Genomic DNA, 13,661 nt, shown 5'->3' with positions numbered 1-13,661 from the left:
AGCGAAAGGGAACTCATGGGCGTCTATCAGCACCTTCAGGGATTCGCCGGGCTGCCGGTGTTCGGGTTCGGCCCGGACACCGACCCGAAGGAGGAGACCCTCCCGGCCGCGGGCGACGCCGCCTGGCGCGTCGCGACGGAGTACGACTCCGTCTCGTTCGCCGAGGTCTTCGAGCGGTTCCGCGGGGCGGTCGACACGCGTGAGGTGTCGGCGCTGATCGTCGGCTACTGGGGTGCGGACTACGACGAGCACTACACCGACCCGGCGCCGCTGCTGGTCGAGGCCGCCGGGTCCTTCCCGAAGCTGCGCTCCCTGTTCTACGGCGACATCACCGGCGAGGAGTCGGAGATCTCCTGGATCGAGCACGGCGACATCTCTCCGCTGTTCGCCGCCTACCCCGATCTGGAGCGGTTCGAGGTGCGCGGCTCCATGGGGCTCGGGCTCGACCCCATCAAGAGCGACGCGCTGAAGCGGCTGCGGTTCGAGTCGGGCGGCCTGCCCGCCGCGATCGTCCGCGCCGTCGCGTCGAGCGACCTGCCGAACCTGGAGCACCTCGACCTCTGGCTCGGCACCGACAACTACGGCGGCGACGCCACCATCGCGGACCTCGCCCCCATCCTCAGCGGCGAGCGGTTCCCCAGCCTGCGCCACCTCGGCCTGGAGGACTCCGAGATGCAGGACGCGGTCGCGGCCGCCGTCGCGGGCGCACCGGTCGTGGCGCGGCTGGAGTCGCTCAGCCTCGCGATGGGCGCGCTCACCAACGAGGGCGCGGAGGCGCTGCTGTCCGGCCAGCCCCTCACCCACCTGCGCAACCTCGACCTCCACCACCACTACCTCACCGACGAGATGATGGAGCGGGTCCGGGCCGCGCTCCCCGGGGTGAACGTCGACCTGGACGAGCAGGAGACCGCGGACGGGGAGTGGCGCTACATCGCGGTCTCGGAATGATGTTCAGTGTCATCGCGTCCCCCGGTGACCGGCGTCCCGCCCTGTTCGCGGAGGCGTGCCGTGCGGCCGGCCTGCCCGAGCCCCACCTGATCCCCTGGCAGGAGGTCCTGCGCGGCGCGGAACCGCGGATCGGCGCGGGGGACCTCGTCCGTATCGACTCACCCGGCTCGGATCCCGAGGTCGACGCGCTGCTGCGCGGTCCCGGGAACCCGGCGCGGGTGGGCGGCGGGGCGCGCTGGTACCGGACGTTCACCGCCGCGCTGCGCCGGATCGAGGAGGCGGCGGGGCCGCGCCTGCTCGGCGACGCCCGCGAGATCGCGGTGATGTTCGACAAGCGGCTGGCGCACGCGCGGCTGGAGGCGGCCGGTGTACCCGTCCCGGACGCGCTGCCGGCCGTCCGCGACCACGCCGAGCTGCGCGACCGGATGGCGGAGGCGGGCGCGCGGCGCGTCTTCGTGAAACCGGCGCACGGGTCGTCGGCGTCCGGGGTCGTCGCGCTGCAGACCGCGCCCGGCGGCCGGGTCCGGGCGGTCACGTCCGCGGCCCTCGCCCCTGGCGGCCCGGTCAACTCGCTGCGGGTCCGCGCTTACGAGACCGAACGGGAGGTCGCGGCGCTGATCGACGCCCTCGCTCCGGACGGCCTCCACGTCGAGCGGTGGCTGCCCAAGGCGTCGCTGGACGGCCGCGTGTTCGACCTGCGCGTCGTCGTCATCGGCGGCGAGCCGACCCATGCCGTCGTCCGGACGAGCCGCGCCCCCATGACGAACCTGCATCTGGGCGGCGCCCGGGGATCGCTGCCCGCCGTGCGGCGCGCGCTCGGCCCGGACGGGTGGCGGCGGGCCCTCGCCGTGTGCGCGCGGGCCGCCGCGTGCTTCCCGCGCAGCCCGATGGTCGGCGTCGACCTGCTGATCGGCCAGAACCTGCGGCGGTTCGCGGTCGCGGAGGTGAACGCCTTCGGCGACCTGCTGCCCGGCCTCACCGGGCTGCCCGGCGGGACCGCCGAAGGGCTCGGCACCTACACTGCCCAGGTCAAAGCCGCCCTGCTCAGGAAAACGCCCGCATGTACGACATGAACGAGATCATCGGCAGCCATGACGTGCTGCTGGTGACGCTCGACACGCTGCGCCACGACGTGGCCTCCGAACTGGCCGAGGCGGGCGACACCCCCACCCTCTCCGCCCTGCTGCCGGACGGCCGGTGGGAGCGCCGCCACACGCCCGGCAGCTTCACGTACGCGGCGCACGCCGCGATGCTGGCCGGGTTCCTGCCGACACCCGCGTCGCCCGGCCCGCACCCCCGGGCGTTCGCCGGCCGGTTCCCCGGCAGCGAGACGACCGCCCCCGGGACCTGGACGTTCGACGCCGCCGACCTTCCCGCCGGTCTCGCCGCCGCCGGCTACCACACGGTCTGCGTGGGCGGCACCGGCTTCTTCAACAAGCTGACGCCGCTCGGCTCGGCGCTCCCGTCCCTGTTCGCCGAGAGCCACTGGGAACCGGGGTTCGGCGTCGCCGACCCCGCGTCGCTGCCGAACCAGATCGGCCGCGTCGGCGAGGTGATGGCGCGCCTGCCCGCGTCCCGCCGGCTCTTCCTGCTGCTCAACGTCGCCGCACTGCACCAGCCCAACTGGTTCTATCTGGACGGGGCGTCCCGCGCGGACGGCGACACCCGCGCCAGCCATGCCGCCGCCCTACGCCACGTCGACGCGCACATCGGGCGGCTGTTCGGCCTGATGCGCCGTCCCTGCTTCGTGATCGTGTGCTCCGACCACGGGACCGCCTACGGCGAGGACGGCCACACCGGCCACCGCATCGGCCACGAGGTCGTGTGGACCGTTCCGTACGGGGAGTTCGTCCTTTGCTGACCACGACCGGCGCCTACCAGGCGTACGTCTACGCCTACCCGCACAAGACCGCCTACCGGCCGCTCCCCGGCGCGCCGTCGCTGCGGAAGGTCTGGGAGCGGGAGCCCCTCGACGCGCTCTTCCTCTACATGCACATCCCGTTCTGCGAGATGCGCTGCGGGTTCTGCAACCTGTTCACCCGCACGGGCGCGCCCGAGGAACTGGTGGGCGCGTTCCTGGACGCCCTCGACCGGCAGGCGACCACCGTCCTGGACGCCCTCGACGCCCCCCGGTTCGCCACGACGGCGTTCGGCGGCGGCACCCCGACCTATCTGACCGCCCGCGAGCTGGAGCGGCTGTGCGACATCGCCGCGCGCTTCCCCGGCTTCGGCGCGGTCCCCCTCGGCGTGGAGACCTCGCCGGCGACCGCCACGACCGACCGGCTGACCGTCCTCGCCGAGCGCGGCACCACGCGGATCTCCATCGGCGTGCAGAGCTTCCTGGACGGCGAGGCCCGCGCGGCCGTCCGTCCGCAGAAGCGCGCCGAGGTGGAGGCGGCCCTGGACAGGATCCGCGCGGTGGGCTTCCCGACCCTCAACATCGATCTCATCTACGGGATCGATGGCCAGACCCCCGTGACGTGGCTGCACTCGCTCGACGCCGCCCTCGCCTGGCGTCCGGAGGAGATCTACCTCTACCCCCTGTACGCCCGGGAGAAGACCCCGCTGGAACACCGCGCCGCCAACTGGGACGACCACCGGCTCACCCTCTACCGCATCGGCCGCGACCACCTCCTTGCCCAGGGCTACGAGCAGGTGTCGATGCGGATGTTCCGGCTGCCGTCGCCCGCCGCGGGCGGCACGGAGTACTGCTGCCAGACCGACGGGATGGTGGGGCTCGGGTGCGGGGCGCGCTCCTACACGTCCGGTCTGCACTACTCGTTCGAGTACGGGGTGGAGGCCCGCGTGGTCCGGGGCATCATCGACGACTACGTGCGGGAGACCGACTTCGGCACCGCCCGCGTCGGGTTCGAGATGGACGACGGCGAGCGCCGCCGCCGCCATCTCGTCCAGTCCCTCCTGCAGGCGGCGGGGCTCGAGCGCGGCGCGTACCGCGCGCGCTTCGGGAGCGATCCGCTCACCGACTTCCCCGCCGAGCTGTCCTCGTTCGAGGACAGGGGCTGGCTCGAGACGACACCCGGGGCGCTGAGGCTCACCCCGGAGGGGCTGGCCCACTCCGACGCGGTCGGGCCGGCGCTGTTCTCCCGGCGCGTCCGCGACCTCATGGACGCCTACGAGGCCCGGTGATGGACCACCTCACGATCCTCTACCGGGGGCCACTCTCCAGCTGCGACTACGACTGCCCGTACTGCCCCTTCGCCAAGCGGCGCGACACGCCGGAGCGGTTGCGCGCAGACCGGGCCGCGCTCGAGCGCTTCACGTCCTGGGTCGCCGCACGCGACCACGGGGTGTCCGTGCTGTTCACGCCGTGGGGGGAGGGGCTCGTCCGGTCCTGGTACCGCCGCGCCCTCACGGAGCTGAGCCACCTGACGCACATCGGGCGCGTCGCGATCCAGACGAACCTGAGCCACCGCGTCGCGTGGACGTCCGACGCCGACCCGTCCCGGCTCGCGTTGTGGGCGACCTACCATCCGGGCCAGGTGCCCTACGAGCGCTTCCTCGGCCGCTGCCGCGACCTCGCCGAACGCGGTGTCCGCTACAGCGTCGGCATCGTCGGGCAGCCCGAGCACCTCGACGCGGCCCGCCGCCTCCGCGCCGACCTGCCGTCCGGTACCTACCTGTGGGTCAACGCCGCCGAAGGCCGCACGTACACCGACGCGGAGGCGGCGTCCTGGACGGAACTCGACCCCCTGTTCCCCGTCAGCCGCCACCCGCACGCCAGCCGCGGCCTCCCCTGCCGGACCGGCGACACGGTCGTGTCCGTCGACGGCGACGGGACGGTGCGGCGCTGCCACTTCGTCCCCGCCGTCCTGGGTAACCTCTACGACGGCACCTTCCGCGACGGCCTGGCGCCGCGCCCCTGCCCGCTCGACACGTGCGACTGCCACATCGGGTACGTCCACCTTGAGCCGCTCGGCCTCTACGCGACGTTCGCGGGCGGTGTCCTGGAACGCATCCCGGCGCTCCTCACCTCGGGGTGACAGAAGACTGGCCCGCTCGCAATGAGGCGGGCGCGGGAGCGGACATCCCGCCTTTACCCCCTCAACGGGTTGGGTCCTCGCGGTCAACCATCTGCATAACCATGGTTTGTCACTGACTGAAGTTGAGCAACTACTCTCCGTGTCGAATTTTGATCGCGATCCCATCCCGGCCGCCGGCGTGACGGCCGGACCCGACCTCGTGCGCGTCCGCCGCCGAGGGCGCATGCTGGCGGTAGCCGGACTCCAGCGGAACACGGGCGACCGGCCGTCCTCCTCCCGGGGCGGCCGGGAGGCGGTGTCCGGCGCACTCCAGGACGCGGCGCGCCGCGGCGCCGTGGCGGAACGATAGGCGGGATCAGTGGACTTCCTCGACCGACCCCACTTCGTCCTCGCGCTGCGCCCCGTCGACACGGCGGTCCGGGCGGCCCGCGAGATCGTCCGCACCGCGCTGGAGAGCTGGGACCGCCCCGACCTCACCGGAGACGTCGAGCTCATCACCAGTGAGCTCGTCACCAACGCCGTCCGCCACGCCCAGAACATCACGCTCGTGCTGTACCTGCCCGACGAGAAGACCGCCGTCGTCGAGGTCTGGGACGACAACCCTGAGGGGCCGAGGGAGGCGACCCCCGATCCCCAGGCGGAAGGCGGGCGGGGGCTCCAGCTCGTGGGCGCCCTCGCCCGCTCCTGGGGGTGGCGGGCCACCGCCGCGGGCAAGGTCACCTGGGCGAAGACGGCGACGGCCTTCGCTCCGGACGCGCCGCCGGTGTAGCGGAGAGCGGGACGGGCGGTTCTCGGAGACGTGGGAGGCGCATCCGGGAACCGCCCGTCCCGCTACGGTGCCGTCAGGTCTGCTTCTCGGGGTGGTAGTCGCCCTCGTCCACACCGAACGTCCAGGCCACGCCCTCGCGCGCGGTCCGGGTCGTGGGCGGGACGCGGAGGTAGTACGTGCGGTACGTCCCGTCCGGCTCCGGGGTCGAGTTCACCACCTCCACCATGACGACGGGCTCGTCGCCGAGAAGCTCGATCGACCACAGCACGCCGGTCTCGTCCCGGTGCAGCGGCTTCGCCCCGGTCTCGGCCAGGTAGCGGTCGTAGCCGAAGATCTCCAGCATCACCCGGCGCAGCTCCGCGTTCTCCTCGCTGGAGATGCGCTCGTGGGTCAGCCCCGTGAGGGACTGCACGAAATCGTGGGGGATCGGCATTCCGCGCCAGGCGTGCAGGGCGAACCCGTCCGGGTAGGCGAGGGCGGGACCGTCGCCCCGGTGCAGCCGTCCGGGCTCGTCCCGGTGCAGGTCGCTCGGCCGCTCCGAAAGGATCACCAGCCGCTCGTACGGCCACCACCAGCCCGCCGACCGAGCCGCCTCCGCCAGCCCGGCGAGCGGCCCGTCCAGCCGCCCCAGCGCCTCGAACAGCGCCAGCCACGGCGCGTCGTGCTGCCCGAGGACGGCGTCGAGGGTCGCCGAGCGCAGGAGCGACTCGGCGGCGTCCTCCTCCCGCGACGGCGTGTCGTCGGCCCCGGTCAGCGCCTCCGCGCCGATGGCGGCCCGCACCCTGGTCACCAGGGACTGGACCTGGTCCCAGAGGAGCCCTCCGGTCTCGGCCCAGACGCGCGGCCACTGCTCCGGCCCCTGTTCGGAGCAGGCGGCGGCGCGTTCGGCCTCCCACGGGCGGGTCCGGACGGTGGTCAGCACGCTCGCCCCCGCGTCCCCCGCGCCGAGGTCGCCGCGGGCCCGCTCGACGGCGTCCGCGAGCCCGGCGGCGGTCAGCGCGTCCGCGTGCCCCGCGACCACGGCCGCCGCGACGGCCCCGCGAGCGGGGGAGGGCACCCATACGAACCGTTCGGGCGCGGGCAGCCCGGCGGCGATGTAGGCGTCGGTGACGCCCGCCTCCGCGCGTGCGCGGTCGGCCGGCCCGATGCCGAAGGCGATGGCCTGCCAGTCGGCGACCACGAAGTGCGTGCCGCGCCGGATGTCGTTCTCACTGATCACGGTGTTCATGCCGGGCCTCAGTCCGCCACGACCCGGACGGCGCCGGGCACGTACTCGCGCTGCCGGATCACCCGGTACCAGCCCTTGGGAAGGGTGATGGGCGCGTGCTCCTCGTGCATCAGGCGCCCGCCGGTCTCCAGGTGCATGTGGTCCGGCGTGAGCGGGTCCGGAACCCGCAGCAGCACGCCGGGCGAGCTGATCGCGTGCGCGTGCCCGGTGGCCTCGCCCAGCGCGAGGACCATGCGGCCCCGCCCGTCGCGGGGCGCCGGCGGCAGGTCGCGCACGGACTGCGGGACGGCCTCTTCCGGCACGGGCAGGATCAGGATGTCTCCCTGTCGGTACATGCGGCGAACGTAACGCGCGCCACTGACAAAGCCGGCTCTGGCGAACCGGTCCCGGGGGCAATCCGGCGCGGGCGGGCTCAGTAGCCGCGGGTGCGGCGGGCGGCGGGGCGGGCCCAGCGTCCGGACGCGCTGAGGCCCACGCGCTGGAACGCGCGCACGAGCTCCGTGCCCAGGTTGACGCCGGCCCCGAGGGCGAGCGCGACGGACAGGGCGCCGATGAGGCGGAGGACGCCTGTCTCCGGGGCGCCCGTGTTCAGCTCCACCATGCCGCCGTAGAGCATCATCCCCGGCAGGAGGGGGCAGATGGCCGGGACCGCGTACGGCATGACGGGGGCGCCGCGGTGCCGTGCGATCGCGCTCGCGAGCGCGCCGACGACGGTGGCCGCCACCGCCGACGACAGGACGGGCGGAACGTTCCACCCCTGCAGCACCACGTACATCGCCCAGATCAGCGCGCCGCCCACCGCGGACCAGCCGAGGACGTCCCGGGGCGCGGCCAGCGCCACCGCGAACGTCACCGAGATCGCCGCCGCGGCCAGGATCGGGACGGGCGTCAGCCTCACCGCGACCGGCGGGAGCTGGCTGACGTCGATCGCGACGCCCAGCTGCACGGCGACGTAGACCGTCACGCCCATCCCCGACACGATCGCCGCGATCATGTAGAAGACCTCCAGCAGCCGCGCCCCCGCGCTGACCAGGTCGCCCGTGATGCCGTCCTGGATGCTCGCCACGAGCGGGCGCCCCGGCAGCAGCGCCACGATCGCGCCGGTGACGAGCGTGGCGGCCTGCGTCGGCCGCCCCCACGCCACCACCAGCGCCGCGGCGGTCGCGCCGATCGCGGCCGCCACCGCGAGCTGGAAGAACTCGGCGATGCCGCGGCGGGCCAGCGCGGCCGCCGTCCGGTCGCCGAGGAGCGTCGCGACGAAGGCCGTGGCCACAGCGAGCGCGCGGCCGCCGCTCAGCAGGCTCGCCGACGCGGCGATGAGCCCGAGCGACAGGACGATGAGCCACGGCGGATAGGGCGCCGTGCCGCGCTTGATCTCCACCAGCCGCGCATGGGCCTCCTCCACGTCGGCGATTCCCAGGGACACGTCCCGGACGAGCGCGTGCACGGCGGTGAGCCGCCAGTACGCGGGCAGGCGCCGCCTGATCGCACGGGTCGCGGTGACGGGCGGGCCGCCGTCCGGATGGGCCGACACCATCATGCTCGTCAGCGAGACGTGCACCTCGCTCCGGGGCAGATCGCACACCACCGCGAGGCTCAGCATCGCCTCGGTGACCTGCTCGGTGGTCTCGCCGCTGGCGAGGAGCAGCTCCCCGACCCGCAGGACGAGATCGAGCGCGCGGGGATCGACGGTCTCGCCGGGGACGGGCTCCGGTGGCTCGGGCGGCGCCACGTCCATGAGGACCCGCCACGTCCGCCGCAACCGTTCCGCCGCCCCCATTCCGCGCCCGCGTCCCTTCCCTCGGCGAAAACGATCGTGGTGGGCAGGTACCCACGCCGGCACTCGCGTATCACCCGTCACACCTCCATCCACAGAACGAGGTTCGGGTGCGGGTGGTCCGCGGCGCTGGTACCAAAGGGGCATGAGCGATGACGAAGGGCTCCGCGCCGAAGCCGAACGCTGCCTCCGCGACCTCGCCGGCGACCACGCCCGGCTCCGCGACGACCAGTGGACCGCGATCGCCGCCCTGGTCGTGGACCGGCGGCGCGCCCTGGTCGTTCAGCGCACGGGCTGGGGCAAGTCGGCCGTCTACTTCGTCGCGACCCGGCTGCTGCGCGCCCGCGGAGCCGGCCCGACCGTGATCGTCTCGCCGCTCCTCGCCCTGATGCGCAACCAGATCGCCGCCGCCGACCGCGCCGGCATCCACGCCCGGACGATCAACTCCGCGAACACCGACGACTGGGACCGGATCTTCACCGAGGTCGAGGCGGGCGAGGTCGACGTCCTGCTGGTCAGTCCCGAACGCCTCAACAATCCGGACTTCCGCGATCTCGTCCTGCCGAAGCTCGCCGCCGGGGCCGGGCTCGTGGTCGTCGACGAGGCGCACTGCATCTCCGACTGGGGCCACGACTTCCGCCCCGACTACCGCCGCCTCCGCACCCTCCTCGCGGACCTGCCTTCGGGCATCCCCGTCCTCGCCACCACCGCCACCGCCAACGCCCGCGTGACCCAGGACGTCGCGGAGCAGCTCGCGGGCGACGACGCCCTCGTCCTGCGCGGCGCCCTGGAGCGCGAGTCGCTCCACCTGGCCGTCACCGAGCTCCCCACCGCCGAGCAGCGCATCGCCTGGCTCGGCGAGCACCTCGCCGACCTCCCCGGATCCGGGATCATCTACACCCTCACCGTCGCCGCCGCGAACGAGATCAGCGGCTACCTCCGCGACCGCGGCCACGAGGTCGCCGCCTACTCCGGCCAGACCGACCCGGCCGAACGCCTCCAGGCCGAACAGGACCTCCAGGAGAACCGCCTCAAGGCCCTGGTCGCCACCAGCGCCCTCGGGATGGGCTTCGACAAGCCCGACCTCGGCTTCATCGTCCATGTCGGCGCTCCCCAGTCGCCGGTCGCCTACTACCAGCAGATCGGCCGCGCGGGCCGGGGCGTCGACCGCGCCGAGGTGATCCTGCTGCCCGGCCGCGAGGACCGCGACATCTGGGCGTACTTCGCGAGCCTGGCATTTCCCCCGGAACCGATCGTCCGCGCCACCCTTGAGGTCCTGGACGCCGCCGGCCGCGCCCTCTCCACGAGCGCTCTGGAACCCCGCGTCGACCTGAACCGCGCCCGCCTGGAGATGATGCTGAAGGTCCTGGACGTCGACGGCGCCGTCCGCCGGGTCAAGGGCGGATGGGAGTCCACGGGCCGGTCCTGGTCCTACGACCGGGACCGCTACGAGCGCGTGACCGCCGCCCGCCGCCGCGAGCAGCAGGCCATGCTCGACTACATCACCGCCACGTCCTGCCGGGAGGAGTTCCTCCGGGCCCAGCTGGACGACCCGGCGGCCGCGCCCTGCGGGCGCTGCGACAACTGCACGGGCCGCCATTGGCCGGCGACCGTCACCGAGCACGGCGCCGCCGAGGCCCGTGCCCGCCTGCACCGCCCCGGCGTGGAACTCGCCCCCCGCCGCATGTGGCCGACCGGCGTCAAGGACGACCTGGGCGTCTCCGGCCGCATCACCGCCACCGAGCAGGCCGACCCCGGCCGCGCCCTGGGCCGCCTGACCGACATCGGCTGGGGGAACGGCCTGCGCGAGCTGTTCGCCGCGCCCGACACGGAGGCCCCCAAGGCCATGCTGGACGCCGTGGTCGAGGTCCTCGCCGCCTGGGACTGGCCGGCCCGCCCCACGGCGGTGGTCTCCATCGGGTCCCGCACCCGCCCCCGCCTGGTGGCCAGCCTCACCGAGCACATCTCCCGCCTGGGCCGCCTACCCCATCTGGGCGAGCTGGCCATCCCCGCCCCGCCCGAGCCCCGCCGCCACAACAGCGCCCAGCGCCTGCGCCAGGTATGGCCCCTGACCATTCCACCGCATCTGGCGGATGCCCTGAAAAGCCATTCCGGCCCCATCCTCCTGATAGACGACCGCACGGAATCCGGCTGGACTCTGACCGTCGCCGCCAGGCTTCTGAGACAGGCGGGAGCCCAAGCGGTCCTGCCCCTGGTCCTGGCCACCCCCAACTGACCATCCGCCAGAACGAACGGCCCCGCCATGCGGGGTGGGGCGCCCCGGCCGGGGTGAGGGGAGGCTCCGGGCCGGGGGAGGAGGACGGTGCGGCCGCCCGCGCGCCCCTGTGTTGCGCGGGCGGTGCACCGTCTTCTCCTGCGGTCGGCCCGTGCGCGCGGCCCCGCGCACGGGCCGACGAGGTGCCCGCGCGCCGCGGCGGAGAAGGGCCGCGGCGATCGGGGGTTCGTGACGGCCCCGGAACGGGCGCCGAGCGGTTGGCCGGGCGCCCGGCGGAATGATGGCCGGGTGAGGGAGTGAGCCGTCAGCGCGCGCGGCGCGGGTAGACGAGCCTGTCGCCCGGATCGACCCTGACGACCACGCCGGGATCCGTGGGAGGCACGGCCACGACGATCTTGGCGGGGGCGGCCGGGCGCGCCGGTTCGGCGGGGGTCGGGTGGCTCACGGATGCACTTCCTCGGTCGGTACGGACGAAGGAAGTGTTCTAGAGGACACAAATGCGTGTCCAGCTGTTTGTAAGAACATCTTGAGATAAGTTGAACGGGAAATGTCATCATTTCCCGCCTGGATGAACCGTCGGCCATTTCTGGAACAGGTAGTAATGTCCCTCCCCGTGTCCCCCTCCCTCGACGCACTCCTGGACTGCCCGTCCGGGCTGCTCGACACGACGTTCGACCAGCTGCGGACGTTGCTCGTCGTGCACGAGACGGGGTCGGCGCTGCGGGCCGCCAGGGTCCTCGGACGCGAGCAGTCGAGCGTGCAGAAGCAGCTCGACACCCTGAACCGCAATAGCCAGGCCCTGTGCGGGGAGGTCCTGACCATCCGGCAGGGGCGCGGCAAGGACTTCCTGTTCACGCCGACGGGGGAGTCGACCGTGGAGCTCGCCCGGACGACGTTCGCCGCCTGGCTCGAGTCCGTGCATCTGAGCCGCCGGCGCCTCGGCCGCATGCTGACCGTGGGGACGACCGAGTTCACGCTGCCGATCGTGTCGCGGGCCTGGCGGCGGGTGTCGGAGGAGTTCCACCAGCGGGAGGTCGAGTTCAAGGTCGCCCACGTCCGGACGAAGGACCTGTGGTCACGGCTGGAGACGCGGCAGGTCGACCTCGTGTGCGGCAGCATCGTCAGCACGCCGGAGGGCGACCTCCGGCTGAAGGAGTACGAGGTCATCGAGTACGCGCGGGGCCGCGCGCTGCTGCTGACGAACCTGCCGGAGGGGGAGCTCCCGGACACGCCGGTCGAGACCAGCCGGCTCGCCGGAGTGCCGCTGGTCCTGCCGCCCGCGGGGCTCGTCGCCGACCTGCTCGGCACCTGGTACGGGCCGAACTACCGCGAGCGCCTGAACGTGGTCGCCGACATCGACGACGTCCGGTACGGGCTGTCGCTCCTGAAGTCGGGCTTCGTCCGCGGCTGCATGATCGTCACCGGCTCCATCGGGCGCGGCATGGCCGGACGGGACGACCCGGACGGGCCGTCCCTGCGGACGATCGCCCTCCACGACGACCTGGAGCCGAAGGCGGAGCTGATGACGGGCGCCTTCGTCCGGCGGGCCGACCTGGAACGCTACGACGCGGGCCACCCGCTGAACCGCCTATGGGCGGCCGTCCAGGAGGACGTCCGCACCTACACCCCCCTCGCCTGAACCGGACCGGGCCACCGGTCAGGGGGCTCGAGGAGCGCCCGCGGGCTGAGCTAGCTCTTGATCTGGTTGTCGACCACGTCGAGGGTGGGCCGCGCGCCCAGGTGCTGCATGGCGCGGGCGGAGAGGCGCAGGCCGGCGGTCAGGGCGTCGGCGGGCTGCTTGCCGTCCAGCCACGGGGGCAGGAAGCCGGCGACGAACGCGTCCCCGGCGCCGGTGCCGTCGATGACCTTCTCGACCGGTTCGGCGGTGACCGTGACGGGCTCGGGGCGGCCGTTGGTGTACCAGTGGGCGCCGTCCTCGGCCGTGTTGATCACGACCTGGGGGTACCAGGCGGTGAGCACCTTGGCGGCCTGGTCAGGCGTGTCGCGGCCGGTGAGGACCTCGGCCTCCTTCAACGTGACCACCAGCAGGCGGGCGCCCTGCGTCCACTCCAGGAACGGCTCGGCGCCCATCCGCTTGAGCGGGGAGGACGAGCCGCCGTCCACGGAGATCGACATCTGGGCCTTGCGGGCGATGTCGAGGGTGTGGGTGGCCGCCTTGCGTGACCCCTCGTTGATCAGCGAGTAGCCGGAGAGGTGCAGGTGGGTGCCCTGCGAGAAGAGGTCCTTGCAGCGCTCGATGTCCTCGGGGAGGAGCGCGGCGTTGGCGCCCGGGTCCGACAGCATGGTGCGGTCGCCCTTGTGGGTGACGAGGACCACGCAGGTTCCGGTGGGGCGCTCCTGGTCCATGACGAGGCGGGCGTCGACGCCGTACCCCATCAGCTCCATGTCCCTGTTGCGGCCCGCGATGTCGGAGCCGCGGCGTCCGACGAAGGCGACGTCGATGCCCTCGATGGCGAGCCAGGACGCCACGTTGGCGCCGGAGCCTCCTCCATGGGTCGTCACGGCGGCGGGCGTGTCGCTGCCCTTCGCCAGGGGGTACGCGGCTCGCGCCACGGTGTCTGTCATGAGATCGCCGACCACGACCACGCGCGTCATGGAGTCATCACCTCGATCAACACGGCCCGCGCGAGCGGCATCCTGGACTGTGGACGACCGTAACAGCTCTTGACCCCCGATTAGGT

At 73.3% G+C, this 13,661-nt stretch carries 13 protein-coding genes; 8 read left to right on the top strand and 5 right to left on the bottom strand.

Translation table 11 applies throughout. The features are described 5' to 3' along the window. The first annotated feature begins 15 nt into the window (after window positions 1-15). The 6 genes from IE99_RS0109890 to IE99_RS0109860 all read left to right on the top strand — a co-directional run bounded on the left by IE99_RS0109890 (window position 16) and on the right by IE99_RS0109860 (window position 5,718). A complete protein-coding gene (locus IE99_RS0109890) occupies window positions 16-948 on the top strand; it encodes an STM4015 family protein (protein ID WP_030167085.1) in 933 nt (310 codons plus the stop codon). Continuing rightward, complete coding sequence (locus tag IE99_RS0109885; RefSeq protein ID WP_051712328.1) at window positions 945-2,021, top strand: STM4014 family protein; 1,077 nt, start codon at window positions 945-947, stop codon at window positions 2,019-2,021. Before IE99_RS0109890 ends, IE99_RS0109885 begins: the two co-directional genes overlap by 4 nt. Beyond that, complete coding sequence (locus IE99_RS0109880) at window positions 2,009-2,809, top strand: STM4013/SEN3800 family hydrolase (protein WP_030167080.1); 801 nt, start codon at window positions 2,009-2,011, stop codon at window positions 2,807-2,809. The genes IE99_RS0109885 and IE99_RS0109880 overlap by 13 nt, the downstream gene beginning before the upstream one ends. After that, window positions 2,803-4,095 carry an STM4012 family radical SAM protein gene (locus IE99_RS0109875; RefSeq protein ID WP_030167078.1) on the top strand — a complete coding sequence of 431 codons (1,293 nt, stop codon included), beginning with the start codon at window positions 2,803-2,805 and terminating at the stop codon, window positions 4,093-4,095. Before IE99_RS0109880 ends, IE99_RS0109875 begins: the two co-directional genes overlap by 7 nt. Continuing rightward, window positions 4,095-4,949, top strand: a complete 855-nt coding sequence (locus IE99_RS0109870) for an STM4011 family radical SAM protein (RefSeq protein WP_030167076.1) — start codon at window positions 4,095-4,097, stop codon at window positions 4,947-4,949. The genes IE99_RS0109875 and IE99_RS0109870 overlap by 1 nt, the downstream gene beginning before the upstream one ends. 358 nt (window positions 4,950-5,307) lie before the next feature. Continuing rightward, window positions 5,308-5,718 (top strand): ATP-binding protein, encoded by a 411-nt coding sequence (locus IE99_RS0109860; RefSeq protein ID WP_030167075.1) that lies wholly within the window; start codon window positions 5,308-5,310, stop codon window positions 5,716-5,718. 73 nt (window positions 5,719-5,791) lie between these two features. On the opposite strand, the gene IE99_RS0109855 is transcribed toward IE99_RS0109860, so the two are convergent. The 3 genes from IE99_RS0109855 to IE99_RS0109845 form a co-directional block, all read right to left on the bottom strand. After that, window positions 5,792-6,946: a DUF6745 domain-containing protein gene (locus tag IE99_RS0109855; RefSeq protein WP_051712326.1), complete on the bottom strand. Its 1,155-nt coding sequence runs from the start codon at window positions 6,944-6,946 to the stop codon at window positions 5,792-5,794. 8 nt (window positions 6,947-6,954) lie between these two features. Next, window positions 6,955-7,281 carry a hypothetical protein gene (locus IE99_RS0109850; protein WP_030167070.1) on the bottom strand — a complete coding sequence of 109 codons (327 nt, stop codon included), beginning with the start codon at window positions 7,279-7,281 and terminating at the stop codon, window positions 6,955-6,957. A 77-nt stretch (window positions 7,282-7,358) separates the two neighbouring features. Next, window positions 7,359-8,726: a threonine/serine exporter family protein gene (locus IE99_RS0109845; protein ID WP_051712325.1), complete on the bottom strand. Its 1,368-nt coding sequence runs from the start codon at window positions 8,724-8,726 to the stop codon at window positions 7,359-7,361. A 142-nt stretch (window positions 8,727-8,868) separates the two neighbouring features. Between IE99_RS0109845 and IE99_RS0109840 the strand changes: the two genes are divergently transcribed. Beyond that, complete coding sequence (locus tag IE99_RS0109840) at window positions 8,869-10,959, top strand: RecQ family ATP-dependent DNA helicase (RefSeq protein WP_030167064.1); 2,091 nt, start codon at window positions 8,869-8,871, stop codon at window positions 10,957-10,959. Between the two features lie 304 nt (window positions 10,960-11,263). Here IE99_RS0109840 and IE99_RS31790 read toward each other — a convergent pair whose 3' ends face one another. After that, a complete protein-coding gene (locus IE99_RS31790; RefSeq protein ID WP_157610176.1) occupies window positions 11,264-11,404 on the bottom strand; it encodes a hypothetical protein in 141 nt (46 codons plus the stop codon). A gap of 168 nt (window positions 11,405-11,572) precedes the next feature. Between IE99_RS31790 and IE99_RS0109830 the strand changes: the two genes are divergently transcribed. Next, window positions 11,573-12,598: a LysR family transcriptional regulator gene (locus IE99_RS0109830; protein ID WP_211258765.1), complete on the top strand. Its 1,026-nt coding sequence runs from the start codon at window positions 11,573-11,575 to the stop codon at window positions 12,596-12,598. 50 nt (window positions 12,599-12,648) lie between these two features. On the opposite strand, the gene IE99_RS0109825 is transcribed toward IE99_RS0109830, so the two are convergent. Next, window positions 12,649-13,575, bottom strand: coding sequence for a carbohydrate kinase family protein (locus IE99_RS0109825; protein ID WP_030167057.1), 927 nt, complete (start codon window positions 13,573-13,575; stop codon window positions 12,649-12,651). Window positions 13,576-13,661 lie beyond the last annotated feature (86 nt).

Origin of the sequence: Spirillospora albida (assembly GCF_000718255.1) — a bacterium.
In the GTDB taxonomy this organism is placed as follows: domain Bacteria; phylum Actinomycetota; class Actinomycetes; order Streptosporangiales; family Streptosporangiaceae; genus Spirillospora; species Spirillospora albida.
Note: the sequence above shows the minus strand (reverse complement) of the source record. Positions and strands in the feature narration are given on the sequence as shown.